This window comes from Agrobacterium sp. DKPNP3, assembly GCF_052686535.1.
Genome location: NZ_JBQYSN010000016.1, coordinates 23,397 through 49,083 on the forward strand (window position 1 = coordinate 23,397; position 25,687 = coordinate 49,083).

The following is a 25,687-nucleotide window of genomic DNA, read 5'->3' on the forward strand; positions in this document are numbered from 1 at the left end:
ATTTGTCCTGTCTGGTATGGGCGTCCATGGTCTGTCAGCCTCCCTTGACGGAGCCGGCAAGCAAGCCACGCACGAGATAACGTTGAAGCGCGAAAAAAACGCCAAGCGGCACGACGATGGTGACGAAGGCCGAGGCGGTGAGGATTTCCCAGTTGCCGCCGCGCGAACCGAGCAGCGCGTTGAGCGCACCCGTCAGCACGAGTTCGTTCTTCTGTGTTCCGAGAAAGACCATGGCGACGAGCAGGTCATTCCAGGTCCAGAGAAACTGGAAGATGGCGAAGGAAGCGAGCGCCGGGAAAGAGAGCGGCAGGATGATCTTGACGAAAATTTCGAAATCGCTTGCACCATCGACACGGGCGCTTTCAATAATTTCCTTGGGCAGCCCGGAAATATAGTTGCGCAGCAGATAGATGGCGAGCGGCAGTCCAAAGGCGGTGTGCGCCAGCCAGATGCCGGCATAGCCTTTGGAAGAGACCCCGAAAATATTGCCGATTTCCGTGTACATGCGAAGCAGGGGAATGAGCGACATTTGCAGCGGCACGACAATCAGCCCCACCACCATCGCTATCAGCAGATTGCGGCCGGAAAAGCTCATCCACGACAGGGCATAGGCTGCAAAGGCGGCAATCAGGATCGGGATGATCGTTGCAGGCACAGCAACCGTCAGCGAATTGACGAAGGACTGGCCGATGCCCTCAGAGGTCAGGACCGTGCGGTAATTGTCGAGCGTGAAGACAGGCGGGGTGGCGACGGAAATATAGACGCGCTTGGCGCGCGAACCCTCGAAACTTGAGGCTTTGCTATATTCGTAAGCGCCGTCTTCCTTGACGAGCAACGTCTCGCCATCGCCAATGTCAGCGGCTTCGCCTGCCTTGAAGGCTGTCGGCTCCTGCACGCGCACGCCGAAGGCCGCGACCTTGCCGCCCTGCCCGTTTTCAAAGACATTGCCGGATATGACATAACGGCTGCCGTCCTGCTTCTGCACGGAAGCATCAGCGAGGCGAACCGCCGAGGTCTGTTCGGAACTGGAAAATGCCGTCCACCAGCCGGAAACGGTAATCTGGTCCTTGTCGCGCAGCGAACTCACGAGAATGCCGAGCGTGGGCAGGAGCCAGAGCAGCACGACGATCAGAACGCTGGCATGGACGACGAGGCGCGGCAGGCCGACGCGGCGGAGACGTTTGACGATATCCATCTCAGCGGCCCTCCATCTCACGATTTGCCTGGCGGATGTTCCAGATCATGATCGGTGTGACGGCTGCCATGATCACCAGCGCGATGACAGCGCTTCTGCCGCTATCGCCGCCGCCTCGGAACATCCAGTCGAACATGAGGTTCGCGAGAACCATGGTGTTCCATTGGCCGTTGGTCATGGTCAGCACGATATCGAAGACCTTGAGCACGAGAATGGTGATCGTCGTCCAGACGACGGCGATGGTGCCCCAGATCTGCGGAACCATGATCTTCCAGAAGATTTGCCAGCCATTGGCACCATCGATGACGGCCGCCTCGATGGTTTCTTCCGGTATGCCGCGCAGCGCTGCGGACAGGATGACCATGGCAAAGCCGGTCTGGATCCAGATGAGGATGATCATCAGGAAGAAATTGTTCCAGAAAGGCATGGAAATCCACACCTGCGGATTACCGCCGAAAAACTCGACGACAGCATTGAGAAGACCGATCTGCACCTGGCCCTCGGCCCGATATTCATAAATGAACTTCCAGATGACGGAGGCGCCGACGAAGGAGATCGCCATCGGCATGAAGACGATGGATTTGGCGATGTTGCCCCACCAGATGCGGTCGGTCATGACGGCGATCACAAGGCCGAAGAAGGTACAAGCAGCCGGCACGACGGCGAGCCAGAGGATATTGTTGAAGATCGACTGGCGGAATCCGGCATCGAAGAATGCCCAGCGATAGTTGGCGAGGCCGACGAACTCATTGCCGGACCGGTCGTAAAACGACAGGATCAGCGTGGCGATGACGGGATAGACAAGATAGACGAGGAGCAGGATCAGCGCCGGGCCGATAAACAGCCAGGGGCGGACGGCGGCGCGGCGGTTGAGATTCCGGGATGCATGAATGACGTCTCCCGAGCGCACCGGGAAGATCACCTGGAGCACCTTGTCCGATAACCAGTAATAGGCGGCACAGGCGAAAACGCCAGCCACCATGACGCCGATGGCAGACACGAGTTGTTGAGCCATGGTCCCTCCCTTGATCCTCTCCGCGCCGCGCTGCTTATCCAGTCGGGCCGCTCATGCGGAAGAAGCCCGGCGGCGAACCACCGGGCCTCGTCTTCTCAGGTGTTATTTCAGGCCGTCCCAGGCCTTCTGGATATCGGCCGCGACCTGATCGGCGGATTTGCCGCCGACGAAATCGATCATGCCGGTCCAGAATGCACCGGCGCCGATCTTGCCCGGCATCAGGTCGGACCCGTCGAAACCGAAGGTCGTCGCCGTGGTCAGGATTTCACCCTGGCGCTTCATCTGCTCATTGGCATAGGTTTCGACATTCACGCCCTTGTACGGGGTGAGAAAGCTGGACTGTGCCATCCAGACCTCATGGGCGATCGGTGTCTGCAGGAAGTTGACGAACGCCTTTGCGGCGGGCGATTCCTTGGTGATGGTGACAAGCGTGCCCGCGCCCAGAACCGGCTTGCCGAGCTCAGGCTTGGAGGCGTAGGTCGGCATGTAGAAGAAATCAACGTCCGTCCCCACCTTGGTACCCGCCGGGAAGAAAGAGGGAACGAAGGACGCCTGATGGTGCAGATAGCACTTCGGCGGAATGTCGAAGAGGCCCTTGGGGCTGTCACGAAAATCCGTGGAGGCAACGGCTGCAACGCCGCCGCTCACATATTTCTCGTTCTTGGCAATCTTGCCGAATTCATTGATCGCCGCCACAACCGCCGGGTCGGTGAACTTCACCTCATTCGTCGTCCATTTCTGGTAGACGTCGAGTGGCTGCGTGCGCAGCATCAGGTCTTCCACCCAGTCGGTGGCCGGCCAGCCGGTCGCGCCGCCGGAACCGAGGCCAATGCACCAGGGTGTGCCGCCATCGGCGACGATCTGGTCGGTCAGCTTGAACAGGTCTTCCATGCTTTCGGGCACTTTATAGCCCGCTTCTTCGAAATTCTCAGGCACGTACCAGACGAGCGACTTCACATCCGCCTTGAAGGGGAACGCGAAATAGGCCTTGTTGCCGTCCTTGCCCTTGTAGCTGCCGAGATCGACCCAGGATTTGCCCGCGCCATAATTCTCCTCGACCCATTTGGCCGTGTCGTCGCCGAGCGGCACGAGGAAGCCTTTGGCAGCCAGATCGGCCAGGAGACCCGGTTGCGGGAGAATGGCGATATTGGGTGGCGAACCAGCCTGCGTATCGATGACGATCTGCTGCTCGTAGTTTTCCGACGAGGAGTATCGAACGTTAACGCCGGTCGCATCGGCGAAATAGGCAAGCACGGTCTGGAAAAGGGCCTCGTCCTCACCGCGCCAGGGTCCGAAAATCGTCAATGTCTGGCCCTTCAGGTCGGCATGGGCCGTCTTGAAGTCCTCATAGCTTTTCCAGTTGAATTTGGTGTCCTGGCCCGGCGCGAATTTCAGATCGGCAGCAAAGGCCGAACCCGACAGCAGCATGATCGAAGCAGCCGTCGCCAATAGAGTCTTCCGCATGTGATTTACCTCCCATCACATAAAAGGCTCAAAGCGCAGCTCTTCCAATCAAAGCGCTTTGGCTGCCTATTCATCTCATTGTCGCCGAGACGGAGTCAAGAGGGAGTTTGCGTAGAAGCCGCGCATATCCTTATCAATAGTCATATTAATTCAGAAAGATCGACGTCATTTTCGATTGAGAAAAGCGGAAGGGACTGTTAAAAATCTAAAGCGCTTTGGGAATGTGAGGAGTGGCTTTTGGCTGATTCCCTGAGCGCGCATGGAGGAATTCGCAGACATGAACCTTAAACAGTTGTCGCAACTGCTGGGTATTTCGCAGACGACCATCAGCCGCGCGCTCAATGGCTACCCTGAGGTGAGTGCGGAGACCCGGCGCCGCGTCATGGAGGCAGCCGAAAAGACCGGCTACCGGCCGAATGCGGCAGCGCAGCGGCTGGCAACGGGCAAGGTGGGCTCCATCGGCCTTGTCATGCCGATTGGCGAATATCACCGCTCAGACGTGCATTTCGGCGAGTTTCTGAGCGGGCTGGGTGAGGAGGCATCGCGCAGCGGCTTCCATCTCGTCATCATGCCGACAGAACCCGAAAAAGAGCGGGACGCCCTTCGAGGGCTTGCCGCCAGCGGCAGTGTCGATGGCATCTATCTCGCTTACATGAAGAATAACGACCCGCGCATCGCCATGATGCAGTCGCTCTCCCTGCCCTTCCTCGTGCACGGTCGTTCGGTTGGCGTTGAGGAGACCTATCCCTATCTCGACGTTGACAACGAGGGCGCCTTTCGCGATGCGACTCAGCTTCTGCTACAGCTTGGTCACCAGCGGATCGGGCTGCTGAATGGCCCCGAGGGTTATGACTTCACCTTCAGGCGCTGTCTCGGCGTGGAAAAGGCGCTGGCAGCCAATGGTCTTTCGCTCGATCCCGCCAACACGCGTCATAGCAGCATGACGGATGAAGAAGGGTTTCTCGGCATGGAGGCATTGCTGTCACGCCCGCAAAAGCCGACCGCCATTCTCTGCGCCAGTACTGCGCTGGCGCTTGGCGCGATCCGCTCGCTCAATCAGCGGGGCCTGAAACCAGGCAAGGATATTTCGCTCATCGCTCATGACGACGTGCTGCCGCTTCTCAAGCCCGATAATTTTTCCGTTCCGCTGACCACCACGCGCTCGTCGCTGCGGGCGGCGGGGGTGCGGGTGGGTCAGCGTTTGATCAATCACATCAAGAACGACCAGAAAGACCCACATCAGGAACTCTGGAAGGCGGAACTGGTGGTACGCGCTTCGACAGGGCCGGCACCGAAAGCGTAAGGTCTGGCCTCCATCCCCCCGGCCGTCATACCGGTCTTGAGCCGGTATCCAGCCAGCCCAAGTCCTTGGGCTGAAAAGAGTCGCCTCGCCGCGCAGACGCGCGTCGGCTGGATTCCGGCTCAAGGCCGGTATGACGGAAGTGAGTGGCAGCGCACAAAAATTCCTGTGCCGTATCGTTCGATTGAACGCGACAGGCTTAAAACTTTGGCGCGGTCAGACCCAGCGCGCGATAGGCAGCGATAACCGTATTCGCCATCAACATGGCAATCGTCATCGGACCGACACCGCCGGGGACAGGCGTGATCGCGGCGGCGACGGCGCTCGCCTCGTCAAAGGCGACATCGCCCACGAGCTTGGATTTGCCTTCGCCCTTTTCCGGGGCCGGTATGCGGTTGATGCCGACATCGATGACGGTCGCGCCCGGTTTCACCCAGTCTCCCTTCACCATTGCCGCACGTCCGACAGCGGCGACCAGAATATCCGCCGTTTTGCAGATGCTGGCGAGGTCCTTGGTGCGCGAATGCGCCATGGTCACGGTGGCGTTGGCGTTCAGAAGCAGCTGGCCCATCGGCTTGCCGAACAGGTTGGAGCGGCCGATGACAACGGCGTTGAGACCGGAAAGATCGTCGCCATGAATGGCGCGCACCAGAAGCATGGCGCCAGCCGGCGTGCAGGAGATGAGGCCGGTGGCGAGATCGCCGGTCGCGAGCTTGCCGGCATTCAAGACGCTCAGACCATCGACGTCTTTCTCCGGCAGGATCGACTGGATGATCTCATCCGAATTGAAATGTTTCGGCAGCGGCAGCTGCACGAGAATGCCGTGGATGGAGGTATCGGCGTTCAGTTCGCCGACCAGCTTAAGTAGCTCACCTTGCGTCGTTTCTTCCGGCAGCGTGTGCTGGATGGAGTTGAAACCGCATTGCTTGGCCATCTTGCTCTTGGAGTTCACGTAGGCATGGCTTGCCGGATCATTCCCGACGATGACAACCGCGAGACCGGGCTTCACGCCCATTTCCGTCTCAAGCGCTTCTGCCGATTTGCGGACCGCCTCCGTTACCGAAGCCGCCTTCGCCTTCCCGTCAATCACAACTGCCATGCGTCCTGCTCCTGCTGGGTTACATAGGCTCCGTATGGTGCCCCCGTCGCAGGAATGCAAGCTAAAATGCGGCGTTTTCAGGCTGTTTTGCGGTAGCCGTCACGGCGGTCGGCGTAATCGGTAAGGCACTCCTTCAGGAACGCCAATTCCCGTCGCAATTCCATCAGCTCCTCGGCTTCGGCCTGAGCATGATCGAAGTCCCCGGAGAGGGCTTCTGCCAGAAGCGGCGGCAACCCTGGTGATGCGGGATCCGCCGTTCTGACGGTTCGGTTGCCCATCAGTACCTGACGCACGCGTTCGTCCAGCGGCATATCGTCCGCGTCGTTTGCGGCCTCGCCGTAATAATCGGCAAAACTTTCCTCGTCAGCGTTCGCATCCGCGTCTGCGGGAAGAGGCTGCAGGTCGTCGAATACGGCGGGCTCGATTGGCTCGAAGTCTGAAAATTGCGGCGCGGCAACGAAGGAAACTGGCTGCTCACCGGTTTCGGCGGTCGGAAGAACATCTTCTTCCTCGTCATGGCGTCGATAGCTGAGGAGATAAAGGCTGCCCAGCAGGCCGATCAAGGCCCCGCCCCCCGCGAGCATCGCAGCCTGCGTGAGGTCCCGGGACAATTCTCCCGGACCAGCTTTTGTCGTCAGGCGCGTTTCGATGGCGGGCGTTGCGGAAGCCGTCAGGTCCCGGCGTTCGCTTGCTTCCAGATAGGTATTGCGCGCCGCTTCCAGCTCATTCTGCAACCTGGAGAATTCACCGGGCGCGACACCCAGCGCATTCAGACGATCAAGATATGTCTTCTGCCCGGCCGTATCGGTGGCGATCTCCTGGCTGATGCGCTTCTCGTCCGCCCGCAGCCCGTCGAGCACTTGCCGCAATGCCGGAGCCGCAAGCGCCTGCACGGCATCCACCGCGTTCTGGGCGGCGATGCGGCGGGGATGTTTCGGACCATAGTCGACAGAAACGGTGGCAAGCGCCATGCTGGCGCTCGCGTGCTTTTGCCTGATATCCTCAAGTGCAGAAAAAGCCGCACCGGCGGGCAAGGGTTTGGAAAACACATCATTCGGCTTCAGAGCGGCAACTGCCGTGAGATCGGTCTTAACCAGCTGCTGCTCGCGACCGGACCGCGCCAGCCCCTCATTCTTGTCACGCAACTGCTGCTCGAGTTGCTGCACTTCCGTCAGCACCGCATCGCCATGGCGCATCTGAAAACCGTTGACGGCAGCTTCCGCCTCATCCAGTTTTTTACGTGCGTTTTCCATTGTCCGCATGGCGGGCGTCATCGTGCCGGCTTTGCCATCCGCCATCACGCGCATGGAGAGATAATCCGTCAGCCGCATGGCGGTCTCAGGCGTGGCGGCCTTGGCGGTCACGATAAGCGTGTTTTCATCCGGGGTGAGCTCCAGGCGGATGGCCTCGCCCACGGCGCCGTTCAATGCCTCTCGCGGAGACACCACCCGGCCCTGGCCGCCGGTCAAAAGGTCGAAAAGCAGGCCGAGCTCGCCCTGATTGCGAACGCCGACCATATCGGCGGGCATCAGCTTCAGATCGGCGGTGACGCGCTCAAGCCCGGAGGGCGAAAGCAGGGTGCGGCGTGCCATTGCCAGAAAACGTGAGGCGTCGGGAGCATCATAGGCGGTCTGCGTTACCTCGATGCGCGCCTGCGAGGCATAACCGCGAAAACCGGAATCGACGAGGAAAAGTGGAAGGGCAGCGCCAGCCACAGTTGCTGCTGCCACACAACCGGCCGTCAGGAGCCGGCGACAATGTCTGCGCCACTCAGGAGACGGCGCGGCGACAGCATCCTCGTCAGGGCGAATCGCCATCATGTCCGGATTGTCATCAACCATCTGAACTCGTCTGCCACCCTTGGCGCCGCCCGCAACGGGCGACTGTCAAAACCTTACGAGAGGTTAAAGGATCGTGGCAAACAAATGGTTAACGCGGGCGGCCCTTCAGCATTCAGCCTTTACCAAGTGCGATGTGCCAGGGCTCGGCGCAGAGGCTGTAAAGCCAGCTCATGTGGAGCTTGCGGAAAATCTCCGGCATGCCGGCGACCTCAGAGATCAGGACCTTGAACAGCGGGCCAACGGCGATCGTCAGCCGCGCATCCTCGTGGCTGACGGTGCGGTGTAGCCATGTTTCCTGTTCTTCCTTCAGCATTCCCGCCAGCAACACATCCACCTTAACACCCGTCGCATCCCGGTTCAGCATGACAAAATCGTGCCAGGGCGCATGGGCGCGCAACCTCGCGAGAACCTCACCGACCTGCGCCCCATCGTCGCCTGCAACACCGATGCGCTTCGGCACCGCCATGTAGGTCAACAACGCCATGGTGAAGGCGACGCCGTCGATGGGGGCGGACAGAGGCTCACCCTCGTCGCGACGCGCAGCAGCCCTTGTCGCCTTGCCTTGCGGCAGAAGCATGCAGCTTTCCAGAACCTGCCGATAGGCACTGTTTTTCAGTGAAAGCTTCGCCTTCTCGATTGTCAGAAAGGAGAGCATCGTATGGCCATTTGCGGCCGACGCCCTGCTGCTGACCAGCTCCAGAGCGCCATTCCAGTCGAGGTCACAGACCCGCAAGCCGTGAACAGTCCGCTGCGATACAGGTTGCGCGAAATCCGACGCGAAACTCATTGCTACCCCCAATTTCAGACCCATCGCCGCCGACGCGGCCGGATGGCCTTCGGGTCGGTGGCTGATGGGTTCGTTATAGAGGCTCGGCTTGAATTTAGCCTGAAAGCAATCGCTCGAATATCGTGGGCTGCCGCAAGAAACCGTTAACCGGACGAATGCCTTTTTTGCCGCATCGAAAGGCGGAAGGCCATCGCGCCGTCGCCCTCAATGGCTCGGAGCAGCTTCTTTTGCGGCTTCTACCTTTTCGCCTTCGACGAGCTTGACCGAGCGCGGCGTGCCGTTGCCGTTCTGCTCGCGGATGTCGGCTTTCGACAGATAGTCGAGCTGCTCGATCAGCACGTCTTCGACCACCTCGTCATCAAGCTTCTTGTTCAACCCCTCACGGATGCGCTGCTTGAAGGCTTCGGGGTCGAACGTCGAAATGTTGGCGATATTGACCATGGAAGAACCGGCCAGCAGCGTGAAAAGCTCGTCGGTCATCAGCTGCGTTGCCGGCAACTCGATCTTGGCCATCTTGGCCTTGTCGACGCGCAGCGAAATTCGGCTCAGGAAATAGCCGTTCACCCCGCCATCATTGATGACGGGAATGGTGATGCTTTCGCCTTTCACCAACTGCAGATTGGCCTTTTTCGCCTCCGCCTCATCCGGCGCGGGCGCCGACGCCAACTGGACGGAGAAATACACCGCGCCGAGCGTGACGGCGCAAACCCAGACGCCGGTGAGAAGAAGCTTCAACATCAGGACGCGGCACCGTACATGAACTGTTCCTGTGAGTAGGTGCCGTCCGTGTCGGCTTCCTGGATCGCGTTCTTGAGCAGATCCGCGACCGCGCGGACCGCGTTGAGATGTGCTTCGACGCGGCTCGCATTGGTCGCAAGCTTGGACTTGATGCCCTTCACCTGCTCCATGTAGCCGGCAGCGATTTCCTCGTGCGGCGTGTCACGAACCAGCATCGTCAGCTCATAGAGGCAACGGCTTTTATGAGCATTGGAGACCTTAAAATCGAACCTGGGGTCCTTACCGATATTTTCATTCTCGTTGTCGATGATCATCTCAAGGCGGCCGAGAACGGATTGGATACGGTGGTCGTTCGACATAAGGTCCATGCTTGTCTCCTCGTTTGGGGTTTTCATTCTCAAGCCTCGTCCGTTTTGTCATTTGAAACGCCGAGGACCTGCCGCTCGAACTCCGCCACCATCCGAATTGCAGCATTATGGTCTTTTTCATTCATCGATACGTCGGTGATGCCTTTGCTTTCAGCCTTCCGAAGCGCATCCTTGTATGCCTGCTCCGCAATGCCGACACCGCCATTTCTGGAAATCGTGTCGGCAAACTGTTCGGCCATCATGCTCTTCCAGATTTCGCCGGCGTTACCTTTGCCGTAAACCTCTTCGCTGTCTTTCGGCAGCATGTTGGCGACGAAGGTCTGGAGAACCGAGGCCTCATATTTGCGATATGTTTCGGGAATTTCGGTGCGCGCGGAACGAATATTGGTATTGCCGAGACCAGCCTTCGAGGAGGCGCCATCCAGCATATCGACGGCGGCACCAAAGCCCTTGCCCGAATCGGCGAGGCTGGTCGCGGCAAACGCCGCCTTGTTCGCCTTCAATTTTTCTTGGGCGACCTGTACTTCCAGAGGGTCCGCCGCGCGAACCACATCCATCACCAGATCGCTTATAACCGATATCGCCACGTCCCGAACTCCCGAGCCGATGAACGTGCCGACGCAAAACGGCGCGTTCACTCAATCAAGAAACATCGCGGGCAGTGTGTTCAAGAACGCCGCGATGCAACAACGGGGAGACTATGAATCGCCAACCTTGCTGGAGGCTGGTGTTGAACGGGCAACATTCGTAATTTCTAACAAATCGTAGATCGCATTATCGTCTGCTTCGCGGTCTTCGAGATCGCGGGCGACGTGCATTCTGTCCTCGAGCCTGTCGGCCTTGGTCTTTTCCTTCAGAACCTTGTTTTCCTGAAAATGCTGGGCGCCTTCAAGCTGCCGGTCCTGCACGACGAGACGGCCGTAGCGACCCTGATAATGCAGGGAAAACGTCTGATGCACCGGCTCCAGGGAATTCATCGCTTCCAGCGTGCTTTCCATGGATTGCGCCACTTCGGTGCGTGCCCGCGTGGTGTCGGCCAGTTCGACCTCGGCCATTTTTTCCATGTGGCGCTGGACCGTCACCAGACGTTTGAGCTTGTCCGAGCGTTTGTCAGAAGCCATGGCGTTTCCCCCGATCAGAAACCGATGAAGACGGGACCGAACCCATCCACGAATTGCCGGATGAGAGCTGCGACCGAAAGGTAGAGCATGAACATGCCGCCCGCGAGAATGAAGGGCGTCGATATGAAAAAGACGGGGATTTGCGGCGCGAGCTTGTTGATGAGGCCGACGGCAACGTTGAACATCAAACCGTAGATCACAAACGGGCTCGCAAGCCGCAGCATGATGGAAAATGAAGCCCTCAGTGTGTCGGTCAGCGTGATCAGCATTTTCTGGCCGCTGATGAGCGCGCCGACAGGGGTAACATTGTACGAATCCACCAGCGCCTTGAGGACGATGTGATGGAAGTCCATCATGAAGAGAATGAGCAAGCCGCCGAAGGTGATGAAGTTGGCGATCTGGTTTTCCTGCGCATCTTCAATGGGATCGGAACCGCCGGGTGCGCTGAGACCGATCGAGGCGCCGATGAGCGCGCCCGTGAACTGGAAACCGAGGGTGTAGAAGCGCGCGATCAGGCCGTACATCGCACCGATGAGGATTTCCGTCGCTATCAGCCCGACAACGATGCCCTGGCTCGCACCGGAGATTTTGGGGTAAATCGTGTCCCACAGCACCGGCAACAGCGCCATGGACACGGCCACGCAGAGCAGCATGCGTATCTGCGGCGAAATGCGCGAGCTTGAAAAACCCGGCATGGTCATGAAGCATGCGCCGATACGGCAGATGGCAAGGAACAATGCAATGATTGTTCCCTGCGGGTCGGTTATCATGAAATGGCGCCCAGAATCTTGATCTCCAGACCCTTGGCCAGTTCCACATGGGAGAGGACTGGCAAGGTCGCAAAGAGTCGCTCGATAATCATGCGCACATAGGACCGCGTTTCCGGCGAGGTTACAAGGACAAAGGGCAGGCCGCGATCCATGAATTCACGGATAACTTTCGACGCTTCCTCGGAAAACTCCTCGAGATGGCGGGGATCGATGTCGAACTCGACGATTTCACCCTTCTGATCGCGCTTCAGCGCCTGATGGAAGACCATGTCCCACTTGTTGCCGAGTCGCAGCACCCGCAGCACCCCGTTGTCGGCGAGGTCGCCGCAGAGCTGCTGCGACATGCGCACCCGCACATGTTCGACGATCTGCTCCGTCTTGCGCACATGCGGCGCAAGTTCGGCGACGGCTTCAAGGATGAGGTGCAGGTTGCGGATCGACACCCGCTCGGCAAGCAGCAGTTTCAGCACCGCCTGCAGGCCGGAATAGGACATGTGCGACGAGCAGATTTCGTCGGCCAGTTTCTTGTATTCGGGATCCAGCCTGTCGATGAGGATTTTGACATCCTTGTAGGACAGAAGCTGCGGCAGATTGTTGCGGATGACTTCGCTCAGATGCGTCAGCACCACGGAGACGTTGTCGATCGGATGGAAGCCTTCGCGCTTCAGATCTTCGGTGAAGGTTTCGAGGATCGAGACCGCCGGCATGCCGAAGGCGGGTTCGCGAATTTCATCGCCTGGAATGCTTGGCTTGCGCCCTGCCCCCGTCACCACGAGAACATCGCCGACACGCAGGTTGCTGGAAGCGATGGTCGTGCCGTGGACACGGATCTGGTAGGCTTTTTCCTGGATCATGATGTCGTCGGACACCTTGATCTCCGGTACGACGAAGCCATACTGGCTCGCGAATTTCTTGCGCATCTTGCCGACGCGGAATGCCAGTTCCTGATGGGCACCGAGGAGGCGCGTCGACACCTGCTTGCCGAGCGCCAGTTCGATCTCGGCGGTCTTCAGCACCTGTTTGACGGAATCTTTCTCCGCCTCGGTGTTCTGGAGAACCTTGTTCTCCTCTTCCTGCCGGCGAAGCGCACTTTCGGCTTCCGCCTGGCGCGGAATATACCAGCTGCCGAAAGCCATGATGCCGCCGAGGAAGATGAAGGGCAGGAACGGCAGGCCCGGAATGATGGCCAGCAGACCCATCAGCATGGCCGAGACCATCAGGGCGCGCGGATAACCGCTCAGCTGGTTGACGACGGCCTGGTCGGTCGATCCAGCCGTACCACCGCGGGAGACAAGCAGGCCGGCGGCCAGCGAGACAATCAGGGCCGGGATTTGCGAGACGATACCGTCACCGACCGAGAGCTTGACGAAAACGTCAGCCGCTTCGCCAATCGGCATGCCGTGACGGAAATACCCGATGATGATACCGCCGAAGACGTTAATGGCGGTGATGATAAGACCGGCGATGGCATCGCCACGAACGAATTTGGAGGCACCGTCCATCGAGCCGAAGAAGGAGCTTTCCTCTTCCAGTTCACGACGGCGGCGCTGGGCTTCCTTTTCGTCGATGATGCCGGCCGACAAATCCGCGTCGATCGACATCTGCTTGCCGGGGATGGCGTCGAGGGTGAAGCGCGCGCCAACTTCAGCGATACGCGTCGCACCCTTGGTGATGACGATGAAGTTGACGGTGATCAGGATCAGGAAGACGATCAGACCGATCACGAAATCCCCGGACATGACGAGGCTCGAGAAGCCTGCAATCACGCCACCGGCCGCCGTTGGGCCCTCATTGCCGTGGGACAGGATGACGCGCGTCGTCGCAATATTCAGCGACAGACGGATCATCGTCGCGATCAGCAACACCGTCGGAAAGGACGAGAAATCCAGCGGCCGTTGAATCCAGAGCGCGACCATCAGGATCAGAACCGATAGCGCGATGGAGAAGGCGAGGCCGATGTCCACCAGCATGACCGGAATGGGAAGGAAGAGGACGCAGAGGATCGCCACAATGCCCAGCGCGAATCCGATGTCGCGCGTGCTCGGACTGACCTTGGGCAGGGATATGACTGGTGGTTGCGCCATGAATTCGTCCTGTCTCTTCATGAGAAGGGCGACGGAAAAGCCGCCGCACGGTTCCGCGGCACCGGTTTTCGAAAAGCGAACGCCGTTCGGCCCGATGCTTCAGGCCTATCCCTAGCCGCTGAAGCTTGTGCGAAGGTGGCAGCCACGGCGGCCGGGCATCAGAAGCCGGACTGGATGCGGGAAAAGACGAGATTGGAGAACAGCGATATCTGCGCACCCACGAAGGGGGCCGCGACGCCCAGCACAAGCATGATCGTGACGATCTTGGGAACGAAGGTCAGCGTCATTTCCTGAACCTGGGTCAGGGCCTGAATAAAGGCAATGACGACGCCGACGATCATGGCGGCGAGAACCGCCGGACCGGCCGCGACGAGAACCGTCCAGACTGCCGCCTGCATGATATCAAGCGCATCGGCCTCGTTCATCGTCGCATCCTTGTTTCATGGAAGCGGCATCATGCCGCCTCGATATCAGGAACCGGCCGAATTGTTCGAATCGGTGGTTGTCCCTGTAGATTTAGTCGTGATCGGGCCGTTGGAGAAGACCACGCCAGCCTGTACCAGCACTTTATCACCGGCTTCGGTGACGGCGACGATACCATCGGAATAGACCTGCACTTCCTTGACCACGCCGGTAACATTGTCGTCAGCGCTCTTAACGGTCTTGCCAACCAGATCGGAGGCGCGGGTCAGGGCTTCCGCCTGCAGCATGCTCTTCAGGTGCGTGTTGGTCTTGATCGTCTGCTCGACCTGCGAGAAGCTTGCGAGCTGCGACATCTGCTGGCCCGCATCCATCGGGCTGGTCGGGTCCTGGTTCTTCATCTGTGCGATGAGGAGCTTCAGGAAGCTGTCATAGTTCAGCGAGGCCGCATTCTTGTCGCTGCTGCTGGCACCGGCATTCGCCCAGGGGTTTGCCGCTGCCGCATTGACTGCATCTACCGCCATGGTGCGATCTCCTTGCGAATCTGTTCGATGGTTGCCGGGGTCATTTCCTGATTGTTGAGGATTTTCTCCTCGATCGGGTAGAGACCGCGAATGGCTTTGAGCGCTTCGAAAGCCTTGCCGGATGCGACAAGCCCGTCGATCCGCTTCAGTTCCGCCAGAACCTCGTCATGCTGGAAGCAGTTCAGCAGCATGCTGACCGACTTGCGGAACATGTTGGTGGATTGGTCGCGCCCTTCCGGGTTGATGAGGATCATCTGCGCGATGAAATAAAGCTGCCGAAGCGGCGTGGTCGCCTGCTCGGGTTGAAGCACGTGGTTTTCGAGCAGAAACGTGACATCGTTCAGGAATTCAAGCGCGACCTTGCGATCGACGCGCAGAACTGCGCCGTTGATGAAGATCTTTTCGCCCGATTTCAGCGAAATCCGAAGTGTACTTTTCATTTCAGTCCATCCCTGATGATGGTTGTCACGTCAATTATGCCCTGGAAATTCGTCGACTGACGTTTCCGGATCAGTTCGCACTCTTTCAAAATCCAGATCGCGATGGAGATCAGATTGGCTCTGAGTTCGATTGCAAGCTGATTGTCCGGCTGCTTGAGATCCTCAATGAAGCGGATCCAGACCCGTCGAGTGTAAAAAAGTGCTTCGATCGTCGGTCGCTGGGAGGAGGAGTCCCTCGCCTCCACCAGAAGTTCGATCGATTTGGTCAACGCCTGCCGCTCGCGATCTTTTGCGTTGGCGACACCATCCTCCATGATTTCGGCGTAGGAAAACTGGTACATTCATGTATCCTTTATCTGCCGCCACCCCTGTTCATCAGAGGTAGTTCACCAGACTCATTTTTTGCAGACGCGACGTGAGGCTGTATGCGATTTCAATTTGCTGCTGCAGCAGATCGAGACGGGTCTTCGCCTCGTAGGTATCGATCCCCTCAATATCCAAGAGATGCGTTTCGATGATCTTCTTCTGCGCCTCCAGCGATTCATTGGCTTTCGAGACACGGCTTTCGGAAAGGCCGAGCTGGCTCTGCTGCTGGTTCAGACCGTTGATGGCCGAGCCGATATTCGTTACCGACTTCATCGCGACCATTTCGCGGATACCGCTGTCGACTTTCGGATCGAGGAAAGTCATCGACGTCATTGCGGTCAGTGCGAAATAGCGCATGCCCTGCGAATTGCTGTTGGTGGATGTTTCGACGATCTCGTTCTGGCTGATACGGCTTGTCATGTTGGTGTCGCTCGCCTTCGAGCCGAATGTCGTCCAGAAATCGTAGTTCTGGCCGGCCGTCAGGCTGGTGTGCGGCGGGTTTGTGACCGTCGTCGTGCCTTTGAAGACGCCTTCGATATGCGTCATGAAGCCTTCGACCTGCGTTTTCGACAGGCTCGCGAAATCGCCGACCGGTGGCGTCTGCGCCGCCATATAGGCATTCAGTTCCGTTTCATAGGCTGCCTTCAGCGGAGATCCAGGTGCGAAATAGTCGTCAACCGGCTTCACATCCGTATTGATGCCGGAAAACAGATATTCGCCGTTGACAGCCGTATTGGCGAAGCTGGTGAAGTTGTTGAAGGCATTCGAGATCGTCTGGGCAACCGTCGTCAGCGTCGGCGCTTCACTGCTCGTATTGGGGACGAGCACCTTCTGGATCTCCTGTGCAGCTTTTGCCATGCCATCCAGCGCGGTCTGCGAGGATTTGAGGCGCTGCGTCGCAATCGAGTTGACGCTGACCAGCGAGGAAATGCGGTCGACATCACGGTTGAGATCGAGGCTGCGGGCCGTATTTGCGCCCAGCGTCAGGCCGAGATCGGCATGCTTGCCCGTCGTCAGCTCGGTGTTGAGACCGGTCATCTCAAGCTGAGCCTTGAGGATGGTGCTGCGCATGCTGTTCTGCATTGCCAGCGATGAAATGAATGACGTTTTCATCGTTTACCTCACCATGTCCATCAGCGACTTGAGCATTTCGTCGACTGTGGTCACGAGTTTCGTGGCGGCCTTGTATGATTGCTCGATGTCCATGAGCAGCGAGAGCTCCTCATCCAGGCTGACCGCCGTATTGTTCGAGTAGGAGGTGGCGGAGCGCTCATAAAGCGCGCTTTTTGCTTCGTTTGCCGAAGTTGCGCCGGAACGCTCCTGCTCCAGCCACCCCATCGAGTTGGTGCCGTATTTCAGGATGCTGGTATTCGTATCGATACGTGTCGACGCGGCAAAATTCATGGGCGCGTCGAAAGCAGTGACATAGCTGCGGATCAGCGTGGAGAAACCGGTTCCACCCGACGTTGCTGTATTGATTACATAATCGGTACCGTTGATGCCGCCGTCACGCAACAATTCCGGATTGCCACCTTTGGAGATAATTAACGCCGGGTTGACGGTAATGCTGGCTGCGAGCCCGGGAGAGACAATTCCGTCTGCCGGAATGGTCGTCGCCAGAGGCGAGCCATAGGTGAAGAGGCCGGGCATGTTCGGCAGGCCGCTCGTCGCATCCGCAGGCTTTTCGGCGAACATGGTGATGAGACCGCGGGCGATTTCGTCAAGCTGGCTCTGCATGGTCGGCGCCAGATCGTCACGGACCTGCATCAGGCCCTGAAGCGAGCCGGCGGCCGTGGTGTTGGCACCGGTGGCGGCTTTGAGCGCAACGCCATCGACGTAAATGGCATTGCCGGTGGTCGTCGCGTCGTAGCCCGGCTGGACGTTGAACGTCACCTTGCGTGGCACGATTTCGAACAGCGTCGCCCCGTCGGTCGTGTAAAGCGCCACATCATTGTTGGGCCGGTTCACGACATTGATGCCGATGATCGAGGAAATGTCCTTGAGGAGCGTCTCGCGCTGGTCGAGAGCGTCGCTTGGGTCGCCGCCGATCGCGGTCTGTGCCTTGACCTCGTTATTGGCTTCCTCGAATTTTGCGAGCAAACCGTTCAGCTTGTCGACCTGAAGGGCCATTTCCTTATCGGCGCGCAGACGCATCGCCTGCAATTCGCTTGAGGCCTTGTTCAGGGAGCTGGCGACATCCGTCGCGGAGGTGACGGCCGTTGCGGCCAAAGCGGCATCACTCGGCTTCGCGGCATAACCGTCGAGGCTTTTGAGCAATTCCTTCATGTAGTTGGCTGGCGAACTCTCGTAATTGTTGCCGCCGAAAATGCTCTTCATCTCCTCCAGGCCGCTCAGCACGGCGCTCTGTCCGGTGGCGAGAGAGGAACTGGAAATCGTCTGCCTGAGAAGACTTTCATTCTGGGCACGACCGTTGGAGACGATACTCGCTCCAGCCATGGTCGTGCCGAGAATGGCGGTACGCTTGACGTAGTTCGCATTACCGACATTGGCAATGTTTTTCGAAGTAACGTCGGTCTGCTTACCTGTGTTATTGAAAATCGACTGCGCAGTATTCATTGCTGACGTGAGCGACATTCATCTGTCCCCGTAGGAATTACTATCTCTTCAGATTGATCAGGACGTCCATCAAATCCGATCCGGTCTGGAAGACCTTCGAATTCGCTGTGTAGATGCGCTGGGATTCAATCATGTCGGTGAGTTCGCTGGCGATATCGACGTTCGAGCCTTCGAGCGCGCCCTTCTGGATGTAGCCGAAGCTACCCGTCTGGGCAAAACCGATGGTGACGACACCCGACTCGTTGCTCGGCAGATAGACGTTGCCGTTCTGCGGGCTCAGATTGTCGACGCTCGGCACGGTTGCCAGCGCCAGCTGGTAGATGTTGCGGCGACCGCCATCCTGATAGACCGCCGTCACGACACCGTCCTTACCGATTTCGACGTCCTTGATCTGGCTCGGGCCGTTACCATTCAGAACGGCTGTGCCGGGCGTGAACTTCGCCGAAAACTGGGTCATCTGCGACAGGTCGATATTGATCGCCTGCGGCACACCGCTCACCTGATCGTTGATGACGATCGATTTCGGAGACGCGGTGGTCAGCTTATTGGTGACAGGATCGAATTCCAGATCCACCTTTGTCTGGACAAGATTAGCGGCAGGCGTTGCCGTATACGGGAAGCCGCCATTCGTCGACTGATCCTGACGATAAACCGCTACTTCCCAGGTGTTGTCGCCTGTCTTGGTATAGTAGAAATCGTAAAGCACCTTTGCGCCGCCGCTGTCGAATGCCGTCAACGACGTCTTGTTGCCGAATGCCGCAGTCGCAGTGTTGCCGCTTGGAAGCGGTGCCGTTGCGGCCTTGTCATCGCGATTAAGATTGGCCGGGAAGCTGCCCTGCGTGGAGGGCGATGCCGTCAGGCCGAAATTGTTGACGTTGATGGCTTCAAGACCCGTGAAACCGTTGACGACGGCAGCAGGGGGGTTGGAGCCGTAGGGGTAACCCATCAGCTGGAAGCCCGCAGCGTTTTCCAGGTAGCCTTCCGAGTTCTTCTGGAAGGAGCCGGCGCGCGTCAGATAAGGCGTGCCCGATCCATCCTGGACCACAAAGAAGCCGTTGCCCTGAATGGCAAGGTCCGTGCTCGACGTGGTGTAGGAGAGGTTGCCCTGCTCCGAAATGCTGTAGCGAACGTTGGACTGCACACCGCCGGAAGCGTAGCTGCCCGACGAGGAGGGCAGAACGAGCGAGGAGAACGACGTCGATGCGCGCTTGTAGCCGGTGGTGCTTGCGTTGGCGATGTTGTCGCCCACGGTGCCCAGCTTGTTCGCCTGTGCATTCATGCCGGACACGCCGGTTCGCATAGTGCCGAAAATACTCATTCAAAAACCCTCGTGGTCATCTTTCAAGGAGAAGGTAAAGCGTTTGGCTTGCGTGAAGCTGTCTGAAATACCGCGTTTGAAAAAGGACCACGCGGGTCAATGAAAATCATTGCCAATCAATGCTGTAGCCGAGGAAGCGCTTGGAATCGACCGGATCGTAGCCGAGTTTCTTGCGCAGCTTCTTGCGAAGCTTGCTGATGTGGCTTTCAACGACGTTTTCTTCGACGTCGTCATCGAAGATGCCGTAGATGGCATTGAAAATCTGCGCCTTGGAAACGCGGCGTCCGCGATTGGCGATCAAATATTCAAGGATGCGGCGCTCGCGGCGCGGCAGGGGAAAAACTTCGCCGCCGACTTCCGGGTCACGTCCATCGGAGAACACCCGGATCGGTCCGGCGTCGGTGAAATTCGAGATAACCTGCAGCCGGCGGCGGATAGCCGCCGCACGTGCGAGGATTTCACGGGGGTGGACAGGCTTGCGCACGACATCGTCGACGCCGCTGTCGAACAATGCGAGCGTCGCCTCCAGCGATGGCTGGTCGCTCACCGCAATCACCGGTGCCGTCGTGCGATCCCTGATCGCCTTCGGCAATGAGAAGCTCCGGTCGCCCTGGCCGATCAGGAAGGCTTCCACAGCCGCCAAATCGCTTTCCGCCGCCGTCGTGACCCATTCCCCGAATTCGACCGGATCAAACCCGGTCGAGGGAATGCCCTCACGCCCAAATAGAGATGTATAGCCGTCTTTAACGAGCTCGCGCTCATCAACCACTACGATCATTCGTCCGCCTCCGAATCAGTGTGGTGTTTTCCAATGAGGCATTGGTACGAATCGGCGGATTCCGTCACAACTGTAGGAAATCATCGATAGTTATTAATAATTGATTAACTATTATGTGCCGATTTGATCTACATATAGTGGTTGTTAACCATATACGGTACAAAATTTTTGTGCAAAAATTTTCGAAAATGCGAAAAAACGCTTGATCCGCCTTTTTTCGGGCTCTCTCTCGCCACATTTCCGTTTGCGAGTCCCTGACGTCAAAGACGCAATTTCAGGTTGTTATCCGTCGCAGAAATTTTTCGCGTTCGGGGTCCATTTTCCGTAACCGGTCGCCACGAGATTGGCGATGACACGGCAGACATATTTCTTCTGTGCCGGGTCGTTGTTCGGGCCCGCGTGATAGCGCGCGACGGCCATCGTCCAGGTTTCATGCCTGTTATGGAGGTTGCGCAGGAACATGGCGGCATATTCGACATTGCGGCGCGGATCGAACATTTCCCGCGCGGAAGTGAAATTTTCGCCGTGGAAATAGTGATTTATCTGCATGCAGCCGAGGTCGATGAGCTTGGCGCCGCTGCGTTTTGCCGCCTCAAAAGTCATCAAAGCTTCCTCGGTCGAGGCGGCAAATACCGGTTTTCCTTCGATATTCATCGCATTAGGGTCAAGCCGGCCCTTGCGGCCGGTCTCTGTCAGCCCCACCGAATAGAGAATTCCCTCCGGCACGCCATATTTGCGTGCCGCCGACTGGATCTCTCTTTCACACACGCCTGAGGTTGCCGAAGCCGATGCCTTCTCAGAGGTAGACGCCATTGTCAGCAGAAGAGCGGGCAGAGCCAAGAGCGCCATCCATGCCTTCATTATGCACCCCCAAATTATTGCCATTGCCCTGCCGGCCGTCGCGTGCGCCGGACTCGTCACGGTTGCGCCCGGCCGCTGCTTGCTGGCCCTGTTGCTGCGCCTGCTGATTTTGCTGATTGTTGCCCTGTGTGCCCGTTTGGTCACTCTTGTCAGAAGAAGCGATGCTGATTGTGATGGTATCAACGGTCAAACCCTGGGCCTTGAGGCCCTCGAGGATGCTCTTGCTGTCGTCCTGGAGCTTTTTATAGGCTGCGACACTCTCCACCGTCATGTGTACGGCAAGCTCGTCGCCGGCAAGGCGCAAGGACATCGTCACCGATCCAAGCTCGATCGGCGTCATATGCAGCTTCAGCGTATGAACCACCTGGCCGGTGCTGCTCTGGGCCGCGGCGTTGGAGAGCGACGAACCCGGATGCATCGCGCTCACCCATTCGGGATCATTGGCGATCAGGCCGGTCAGGGCCGAGGCATTTGTTGAGGGCGCAAGGCCAATGAAGCGCCGGGAATCGAGAACCGTTATCGTATCGGCGGCCTTGCCGCCGCTTTCCCGCGCATCGAACTCGACGCGGCCTTCACGCTGCACCGTGCCCATATCAAGCGCGCGGGGCGCGCCGGAGCGTGGTGATGAGAAACGGAATGCCGAGGAATTGCCTTCGTTTTCCGATGCCGATCCTGCATCTTTAGCGGTCGGATCAATCCGGCTCGGCATGTCCTTGACCGAATGTTCCACCTTGCTGCGCACGGGTTCGGCCTTGTCGGCCTTGACCGTATCGGCCTTTCCGGCAATCGCCTGGGCGATTTCCTCAAGCGGCGTCTTGGCTGTCGCCACATCGGCCGCATTGGCCGCGACCAGTTGCAGGGCAGCTAGCTTCGGATCGATCACATCGGCCGTTTTCTCGGCGTCCTTGTGTTCATCGTCGTGGATTTTTTTACCGGGTTTAGTGTTCTCGGGTTTCCCCAGCGTCTTCACGGCGCTTTGGAACTCGGCCAATGTCTCATTGGCACGGCCTTCGCCAACATGATCGTTGACGAGCGCATTCAGGAACGTCGAGGGCCGTTTCACTGGAACATCCATCTTCTCCGCCTCCCCTTCTGGCTGTGCCTGCGGCTCTTCAGCCGGGTTTTCATCCTGCTGGTGGCGCGAATGCAGTGCCTGTGGCTGGCGGTCGTCACGGACGTTGGAAAGAGCATCGCCAAAGCTGCCACCATTGGCGTCATCCCGGACGTTGCCCGCGCGCGGATCGGATGGTGGTGGCGCATTCACTACCGCGTTGATGGCTGCGTCGATCATGGTGCCCCCTCGCCTTTCTTCAACAGGCTGTCGATTTCATCGAGCTTGCTGCGACCGCTCGTCACGAGCTGCCGGACATCCTCGCTGTGATCGTCAACCTTCTGGATTTCGACCCGCCATATGCTTTTGGTCTCGGCAGCGGTCGCCTTGTTTTCGGGCGCATTGCGCCCTGTGTCTTTAACGGTGGCGCTGTCTCCGCCTGTCCCGGAGTGCGGCGAAGGCGGGCGTACCACCTGTTCTGCAATGGCCCTTGCGGCCTCCCGCAATGCCCTGTCCCGATCCGAAAGCTGCTCGTCCGGAATTTGTCCTATTGTCTCTATCGCGCTCACCACGTCGGGTGTTCCGATATTCGACAGGCTTTCATAGAGATTTGCCTGCACTTCCGGCTCACCCGGCTGCGTGGGGGACAGCGCCTTGGCTTTGAGGGCCGCCATCCGCGCCAGGGAATCCTTACCGCTGATTGCCGCGAGACGGGAAAGGCGCAGGTAAGCTTCCTTCTGTCTTTCGGTATCCATCATGGCGAAGGTATCCTGGATCGCCTCCTCGCCAATGGCATCGGCGCGCTTGACGACAAGCGAGACCAGAAGATCTGCAAACTGGCTGGCATAAGGCGAATGCAGGAACCGTCGGGCATAACGCTGGGCATAATTGACGCCACGCGCAGCATCGCCGTCTTCCACCGCAATGGCGAGCGAACGGCGCAATGCCGCTTCTTCAACGATCGTGCCCGGCGCTTCCAGCCGGGCGATGTCATAAAAGCCGAGTGCAGCCAGCGGATCGCGCGGGATCGTGACGTTGCCGCCGATCAGGGCCAGATAAGCACCGATCCGCTTGCCGCGATATTCAGGCACCATGGCCGCGATGCTCTGCGCGACAAGTGTTCCCTTGCCGGACAGATATTTACGCAGAATGTCGGCCACGCGGCTGTCGAAATTGCCGTCCACGTCACGCGCGACCAGCAATTCCAGCGTGGCCGGATTGCCACCGCTCATCGCATAGATCAGCGCCGCATCCACATTGCGTGGATCCTTGAAGATGGCCGAGGGGGCGCTTCTCAGCCGCTCATCGATGGTCTGCAGCAGGAACCGCTGCATTTCGGATGCAGAATGGTCACCCATCGCCACCGAGTCCTGCACGAATTGCAGGGAGCGCAGCATGGCATAGGGCATGAGGTTGTCCTGCGACTGCGAAAACGCCTTGCTCGGCTCGGAACCGAGACCGCAAAGCGTCGCTGCAAGAAGAAGCCAGCGTTTCGAGGTTTTCGTCACACTCACCCCCGATCAGCCTCAAGCAGAATTTCGATGCGGCGGTTTGCATCCGCCAGCGGGTCTGCCGGCACCTGCAATCTGCGGTCAGCGAAACCTGAGACCTGCTTCACCCGCTCTTCCGAAAGCCCGCCGCGCACCAGCATGTAATAGGCGCTGTGCGCGCGATCCATCGAAAGGCGCCAATTGTCGTTGGCCTCGCCCTTGAACTGCCGCCCATCGGTATGGCCCCGGATCACGACGCTGCCACCGCGCTCCTGCAGCAGCTTGCCGATTTTCTCCATGGCCAGAACCATTTCCCGTCGGGGAACGGCCGACCCGATATTGAACATCGGTGTTTCCGTCTGGTCGGAGATCGTCAGCAGCAATCCACCTTCGGACGGCGTCACCACCAGACCTTCGGAAAGCTTGCCGGTGATGCCCGATATCTGCTTCTCGATTTCTTCGCGCAGCTTGTCGGCCTTGTCCCATTCGGCATCGCTGGCCTTGCTCGGCTCGTCCGGAGCGGGTCTGGCAAGGGCTGCCTGCTCGGTGGCGTCCGGTCGTTGCTGGGGCACCACGGCCGCGATCTCGGCCGGGTTGCTGTCGTCCGTCTTGCCAGTCGCAGGCTTGTCGCTCTCCGCCTTGTCAACAGCGGTATCGGCCTGCGCCAGCGCGACCGTCTCAACGCTCTTTTCATCGCTCCTGGCCGCCATATCCTGCTGTTTTGCCTCTGCAGCCTGCGTGGCTTCCACAGGAACCTGCTTCTGGTCGGAGCGGGTTATCTTCACCTGCTGGGTCCAGAAATCCGGGTCGAAAGGATCACGATAGGCTTCGCCGCCGCTTGCGCCCGTCGCCGGGCCGGAATCGGCAGCGCCGCCCTCGCCCTTGGCGCTGACATTGGCCTGCTGGCCCACCTGCTGGGCGATTTCCGCCAGCACGGAATAGGGGTTCTGAAAAAAGTCCGCCTCGGAAAAATTCGACTGCTCGCCCGTCTGTGACGTCAGGTCTTCGCCAGTCGCGGCGGCAGAGCCCTTGGTGACATTCTCCGCCTTGATATTCGACTTGTCCTTTTTCTCGACGCCCGCTTCCTTATCGACAGGCTTTTCGAGCCCCTTGGACGAGGGTTTTTCGTCGGAAAGCTTGATAGGGTTGAAGTAGCTCGCGACCGAGGCCTTGGTTTCCTCGTTGGCGGCGTTAACCAGCCACATGACGAGGAAGAACGCCATCATCGCCGTCATGAAGTCGGCATAGGCGATCTTCCAGGCACCGCCATGGGCGCCGTCGTGCCCGCCTTTGTGTCGCTTGACGATGATGATCTCGTTCTTGCCGTGGTGGTGATTTTCGCCTTCACTCATTTCATCACCTTGCGAAGACTGGACGCCCAGGCGGACATGCGCGTCACGAACACGCTTTCATCCAACTCGACGGAAAGATCGATATCGGTCGTTTCGGTAAATTTCATCGTTTCTTCTTCAAAGCCCGGCTGGGTCTTCAACTGGTCGAACAGAGTTTTCGGACCCTTCACGACGAGTGTGACGGCCTTGCCATCGGGCATGGCGGCGCGCACGACATCTGCAAGCGCGGAAACCGCCTTCAGCGAGAGTTTTTCCGTCAAAAGCGGGGCGAGAATGGCGGCGGCCTGGTCGCTGAGATTGGCGGCGATCGCATCGATGCCCTCACGCAGGCCGCGAGACAGAAAAATAGCCGTCTCTTCGAGATAGACAGTGCGCAGGTCTTCCAACTCTGCCGCGTGCGCGGCAAGCAGCTCCTCGCGCTCGGCCTGCATCTTTTCGGTGAGCTCGCGCGTCGCGTCGGCGCGGCCGCGCTCATACGCTGCCTGTTTCTCGCTCTCGACGTCGACGGGGCCAAGATCGGCAAAACCGGAAGAACTATCGGCAAAGCCCGACATCAGGTCTGTGTCGGTGAACACGTCGCCGAAGGCAGGTGCCGGCAGCTGCGGTTTTGTTTCGCCGAAATCTTTCAAAAACCGTGCAATGGACGCGCTCATGCCTGCCCCCCGACAAAAAGGGAAATGCGAGCAGAGCTGGTTTCCTGGTAACGCGAATCGCTAAAGCCTCGCGGC

The 25,687-nt window shown here is 58.7% G+C and carries 26 protein-coding genes; 1 reads left to right on the forward strand and 25 read right to left on the reverse strand.

Annotation, left to right across the window (positions count from 1 at the left end; genetic code table 11):
* Nucleotides 1-34 precede the first annotated feature (34 nt).
* The 3 genes from ACUTJJ_RS06980 to ACUTJJ_RS06990 form a co-directional block, all read right to left on the reverse strand.
* Nucleotides 35-1,195 (reverse strand): carbohydrate ABC transporter permease, encoded by a 1,161-nt coding sequence (locus tag ACUTJJ_RS06980; protein WP_445541751.1) that lies wholly within the window; start codon nt 1,193-1,195, stop codon nt 35-37.
* Nucleotide 1,196: 1 nt separating this feature from the next.
* Nucleotides 1,197-2,210, reverse strand: a complete 1,014-nt coding sequence (locus ACUTJJ_RS06985) for a carbohydrate ABC transporter permease (RefSeq protein ID WP_296065444.1) — start codon at nt 2,208-2,210, stop codon at nt 1,197-1,199.
* A 102-nt stretch (nt 2,211-2,312) separates the two neighbouring features.
* Nucleotides 2,313-3,674, reverse strand: a complete 1,362-nt coding sequence (locus ACUTJJ_RS06990; RefSeq protein ID WP_445541752.1) for an ABC transporter substrate-binding protein — start codon at nt 3,672-3,674, stop codon at nt 2,313-2,315.
* Nucleotides 3,675-3,951: 277 nt separating this feature from the next.
* On the opposite strand from ACUTJJ_RS06990, the gene ACUTJJ_RS06995 reads away from it, so the two are divergent.
* Complete coding sequence (locus ACUTJJ_RS06995) at nt 3,952-4,977, forward strand: LacI family DNA-binding transcriptional regulator (RefSeq protein ID WP_296065449.1); 1,026 nt, start codon at nt 3,952-3,954, stop codon at nt 4,975-4,977.
* Between the two features lie 196 nt (nt 4,978-5,173).
* On the opposite strand, the gene folD is transcribed toward ACUTJJ_RS06995, so the two are convergent.
* The 22 genes from folD to ACUTJJ_RS07105 form a co-directional block, all read right to left on the reverse strand.
* Nucleotides 5,174-6,073 (reverse strand): bifunctional methylenetetrahydrofolate dehydrogenase/methenyltetrahydrofolate cyclohydrolase FolD, encoded by a 900-nt coding sequence (folD, locus tag ACUTJJ_RS07000; RefSeq protein ID WP_445541753.1) that lies wholly within the window; start codon nt 6,071-6,073, stop codon nt 5,174-5,176.
* Nucleotides 6,074-6,150: 77 nt separating this feature from the next.
* Nucleotides 6,151-7,914 carry a hypothetical protein gene (locus ACUTJJ_RS07005; RefSeq protein ID WP_445541754.1) on the reverse strand — a complete coding sequence of 588 codons (1,764 nt, stop codon included), beginning with the start codon at nt 7,912-7,914 and terminating at the stop codon, nt 6,151-6,153.
* Between the two features lie 112 nt (nt 7,915-8,026).
* Complete coding sequence (locus ACUTJJ_RS07010; protein WP_445541755.1) at nt 8,027-8,701, reverse strand: WecB/TagA/CpsF family glycosyltransferase; 675 nt, start codon at nt 8,699-8,701, stop codon at nt 8,027-8,029.
* Nucleotides 8,702-8,905: 204 nt separating this feature from the next.
* Nucleotides 8,906-9,439, reverse strand: coding sequence for a flagellar basal body-associated FliL family protein (locus ACUTJJ_RS07015; RefSeq protein ID WP_063949728.1), 534 nt, complete (start codon nt 9,437-9,439; stop codon nt 8,906-8,908).
* A complete protein-coding gene (locus ACUTJJ_RS07020) occupies nt 9,439-9,807 on the reverse strand; it encodes a hypothetical protein (protein ID WP_063949727.1) in 369 nt (122 codons plus the stop codon). Before ACUTJJ_RS07020 ends, ACUTJJ_RS07015 begins: the two co-directional genes overlap by 1 nt.
* Before the next feature lie 29 nt (nt 9,808-9,836).
* The gene (locus tag ACUTJJ_RS07025; RefSeq protein WP_063949827.1) at nt 9,837-10,394 is read right to left on the reverse strand and encodes a rod-binding protein; all 558 of its coding nucleotides are present in this window, start codon (nt 10,392-10,394) and stop codon (nt 9,837-9,839) included.
* 111 nt (nt 10,395-10,505) lie between these two features.
* A complete protein-coding gene (locus ACUTJJ_RS07030; RefSeq protein WP_445541756.1) occupies nt 10,506-10,928 on the reverse strand; it encodes a hypothetical protein in 423 nt (140 codons plus the stop codon).
* Nucleotides 10,929-10,942: 14 nt separating this feature from the next.
* Nucleotides 10,943-11,698 carry a flagellar biosynthetic protein FliR gene (gene fliR / locus ACUTJJ_RS07035; RefSeq protein WP_445541757.1) on the reverse strand — a complete coding sequence of 252 codons (756 nt, stop codon included), beginning with the start codon at nt 11,696-11,698 and terminating at the stop codon, nt 10,943-10,945.
* Entirely contained in the window at nt 11,695-13,782 is a 2,088-nt protein-coding gene (flhA, locus tag ACUTJJ_RS07040) for a flagellar biosynthesis protein FlhA (protein WP_063949724.1), read from the reverse strand. Before flhA ends, fliR begins: the two co-directional genes overlap by 4 nt.
* A gap of 158 nt (nt 13,783-13,940) precedes the next feature.
* Nucleotides 13,941-14,207 carry a flagellar biosynthesis protein FliQ gene (gene fliQ, locus ACUTJJ_RS07045; RefSeq protein WP_003503352.1) on the reverse strand — a complete coding sequence of 89 codons (267 nt, stop codon included), beginning with the start codon at nt 14,205-14,207 and terminating at the stop codon, nt 13,941-13,943.
* Between the two features lie 45 nt (nt 14,208-14,252).
* Nucleotides 14,253-14,726, reverse strand: coding sequence for a flagellar hook assembly protein FlgD (gene flgD, locus ACUTJJ_RS07050; RefSeq protein ID WP_144575838.1), 474 nt, complete (start codon nt 14,724-14,726; stop codon nt 14,253-14,255).
* On the reverse strand, nt 14,717-15,166 hold the full coding sequence (flbT, locus tag ACUTJJ_RS07055) for a flagellar biosynthesis repressor FlbT (protein WP_063949722.1): 450 nt from the start codon (nt 15,164-15,166) through the stop codon (nt 14,717-14,719). Before flbT ends, flgD begins: the two co-directional genes overlap by 10 nt.
* Nucleotides 15,163-15,507 (reverse strand): flagellar biosynthesis regulator FlaF, encoded by a 345-nt coding sequence (gene flaF, locus ACUTJJ_RS07060; RefSeq protein WP_063949721.1) that lies wholly within the window; start codon nt 15,505-15,507, stop codon nt 15,163-15,165. Before flaF ends, flbT begins: the two co-directional genes overlap by 4 nt.
* A gap of 34 nt (nt 15,508-15,541) precedes the next feature.
* Nucleotides 15,542-16,645: a flagellar hook-associated family protein gene (locus tag ACUTJJ_RS07065; RefSeq protein WP_296065478.1), complete on the reverse strand. Its 1,104-nt coding sequence runs from the start codon at nt 16,643-16,645 to the stop codon at nt 15,542-15,544.
* A 3-nt stretch (nt 16,646-16,648) separates the two neighbouring features.
* The gene (gene flgK, locus ACUTJJ_RS07070) at nt 16,649-18,127 is read right to left on the reverse strand and encodes a flagellar hook-associated protein FlgK (protein WP_063949719.1); all 1,479 of its coding nucleotides are present in this window, start codon (nt 18,125-18,127) and stop codon (nt 16,649-16,651) included.
* A 22-nt stretch (nt 18,128-18,149) separates the two neighbouring features.
* Nucleotides 18,150-19,427, reverse strand: coding sequence for a flagellar hook protein FlgE (locus tag ACUTJJ_RS07075; protein WP_063949718.1), 1,278 nt, complete (start codon nt 19,425-19,427; stop codon nt 18,150-18,152).
* Between the two features lie 106 nt (nt 19,428-19,533).
* Nucleotides 19,534-20,205 carry a response regulator transcription factor gene (locus tag ACUTJJ_RS07080; protein ID WP_063949717.1) on the reverse strand — a complete coding sequence of 224 codons (672 nt, stop codon included), beginning with the start codon at nt 20,203-20,205 and terminating at the stop codon, nt 19,534-19,536.
* Between the two features lie 282 nt (nt 20,206-20,487).
* Nucleotides 20,488-21,054, reverse strand: a complete 567-nt coding sequence (locus tag ACUTJJ_RS07085) for a lytic transglycosylase domain-containing protein (protein WP_063949716.1) — start codon at nt 21,052-21,054, stop codon at nt 20,488-20,490.
* Nucleotides 21,002-22,357, reverse strand: a complete 1,356-nt coding sequence (gene fliK / locus ACUTJJ_RS07090) for a flagellar hook-length control protein FliK (protein WP_445541758.1) — start codon at nt 22,355-22,357, stop codon at nt 21,002-21,004. Before fliK ends, ACUTJJ_RS07085 begins: the two co-directional genes overlap by 53 nt.
* Nucleotides 22,354-23,631 carry a chemotaxis protein MotC gene (gene motC / locus ACUTJJ_RS07095; RefSeq protein ID WP_445541759.1) on the reverse strand — a complete coding sequence of 426 codons (1,278 nt, stop codon included), beginning with the start codon at nt 23,629-23,631 and terminating at the stop codon, nt 22,354-22,356. Before motC ends, fliK begins: the two co-directional genes overlap by 4 nt.
* Complete coding sequence (locus tag ACUTJJ_RS07100; RefSeq protein WP_445541760.1) at nt 23,628-24,959, reverse strand: MotB family protein; 1,332 nt, start codon at nt 24,957-24,959, stop codon at nt 23,628-23,630. Before ACUTJJ_RS07100 ends, motC begins: the two co-directional genes overlap by 4 nt.
* Nucleotides 24,956-25,612 (reverse strand): hypothetical protein, encoded by a 657-nt coding sequence (locus tag ACUTJJ_RS07105; protein ID WP_296065493.1) that lies wholly within the window; start codon nt 25,610-25,612, stop codon nt 24,956-24,958. Before ACUTJJ_RS07105 ends, ACUTJJ_RS07100 begins: the two co-directional genes overlap by 4 nt.
* Nucleotides 25,613-25,687 lie beyond the last annotated feature (75 nt).

Excerpts from the sequence above, each read along its gene's own strand:
- ACUTJJ_RS06980 (WP_445541751.1), bottom strand. The coding sequence starts at position 1,195 with ATGGATATCGTCAAACGTCTCCGCCGCGTCGGCCTGCCGCGCCTCGTC.
- ACUTJJ_RS06985 (WP_296065444.1), bottom strand. The coding sequence starts at position 2,210 with ATGGCTCAACAACTCGTGTCTGCCATCGGCGTCATGGTGGCTGGCGTT.
- ACUTJJ_RS06990 (WP_445541752.1), bottom strand. The coding sequence starts at position 3,674 with ATGCGGAAGACTCTATTGGCGACGGCTGCTTCGATCATGCTGCTGTCG.
- ACUTJJ_RS06995 (WP_296065449.1), top strand. The coding sequence starts at position 3,952 with ATGAACCTTAAACAGTTGTCGCAACTGCTGGGTATTTCGCAGACGACC.
- folD (WP_445541753.1), bottom strand. The coding sequence starts at position 6,073 with ATGGCAGTTGTGATTGACGGGAAGGCGAAGGCGGCTTCGGTAACGGAG.
- ACUTJJ_RS07005 (WP_445541754.1), bottom strand. The coding sequence starts at position 7,914 with ATGGTTGATGACAATCCGGACATGATGGCGATTCGCCCTGACGAGGAT.
- ACUTJJ_RS07010 (WP_445541755.1), bottom strand. The coding sequence starts at position 8,701 with ATGAGTTTCGCGTCGGATTTCGCGCAACCTGTATCGCAGCGGACTGTT.
- ACUTJJ_RS07015 (WP_063949728.1), bottom strand. The coding sequence starts at position 9,439 with ATGTTGAAGCTTCTTCTCACCGGCGTCTGGGTTTGCGCCGTCACGCTC.
- ACUTJJ_RS07020 (WP_063949727.1), bottom strand. The coding sequence starts at position 9,807 with ATGGACCTTATGTCGAACGACCACCGTATCCAATCCGTTCTCGGCCGC.
- ACUTJJ_RS07030 (WP_445541756.1), bottom strand. The coding sequence starts at position 10,928 with ATGGCTTCTGACAAACGCTCGGACAAGCTCAAACGTCTGGTGACGGTC.
- fliR (WP_445541757.1), bottom strand. The coding sequence starts at position 11,698 with ATGATAACCGACCCGCAGGGAACAATCATTGCATTGTTCCTTGCCATC.
- flhA (WP_063949724.1), bottom strand. The coding sequence starts at position 13,782 with ATGGCGCAACCACCAGTCATATCCCTGCCCAAGGTCAGTCCGAGCACG.
- fliQ (WP_003503352.1), bottom strand. The coding sequence starts at position 14,207 with ATGAACGAGGCCGATGCGCTTGATATCATGCAGGCGGCAGTCTGGACG.
- flgD (WP_144575838.1), bottom strand. The coding sequence starts at position 14,726 with ATGGCGGTAGATGCAGTCAATGCGGCAGCGGCAAACCCCTGGGCGAAT.
- flbT (WP_063949722.1), bottom strand. The coding sequence starts at position 15,166 with ATGAAAAGTACACTTCGGATTTCGCTGAAATCGGGCGAAAAGATCTTC.
- flaF (WP_063949721.1), bottom strand. The coding sequence starts at position 15,507 with ATGTACCAGTTTTCCTACGCCGAAATCATGGAGGATGGTGTCGCCAAC.
- ACUTJJ_RS07065 (WP_296065478.1), bottom strand. The coding sequence starts at position 16,645 with ATGAAAACGTCATTCATTTCATCGCTGGCAATGCAGAACAGCATGCGC.
- flgK (WP_063949719.1), bottom strand. The coding sequence starts at position 18,127 with ATGTCGCTCACGTCAGCAATGAATACTGCGCAGTCGATTTTCAATAAC.
- ACUTJJ_RS07075 (WP_063949718.1), bottom strand. The coding sequence starts at position 19,427 with ATGAGTATTTTCGGCACTATGCGAACCGGCGTGTCCGGCATGAATGCA.
- ACUTJJ_RS07080 (WP_063949717.1), bottom strand. The coding sequence starts at position 20,205 with ATGATCGTAGTGGTTGATGAGCGCGAGCTCGTTAAAGACGGCTATACA.
- ACUTJJ_RS07085 (WP_063949716.1), bottom strand. The coding sequence starts at position 21,054 with ATGGCGCTCTTGGCTCTGCCCGCTCTTCTGCTGACAATGGCGTCTACC.
- fliK (WP_445541758.1), bottom strand. The coding sequence starts at position 22,357 with ATGATCGACGCAGCCATCAACGCGGTAGTGAATGCGCCACCACCATCC.
- ACUTJJ_RS07100 (WP_445541760.1), bottom strand. The coding sequence starts at position 24,959 with ATGAGTGAAGGCGAAAATCACCACCACGGCAAGAACGAGATCATCATC.
- ACUTJJ_RS07105 (WP_296065493.1), bottom strand. The coding sequence starts at position 25,612 with ATGAGCGCGTCCATTGCACGGTTTTTGAAAGATTTCGGCGAAACAAAA.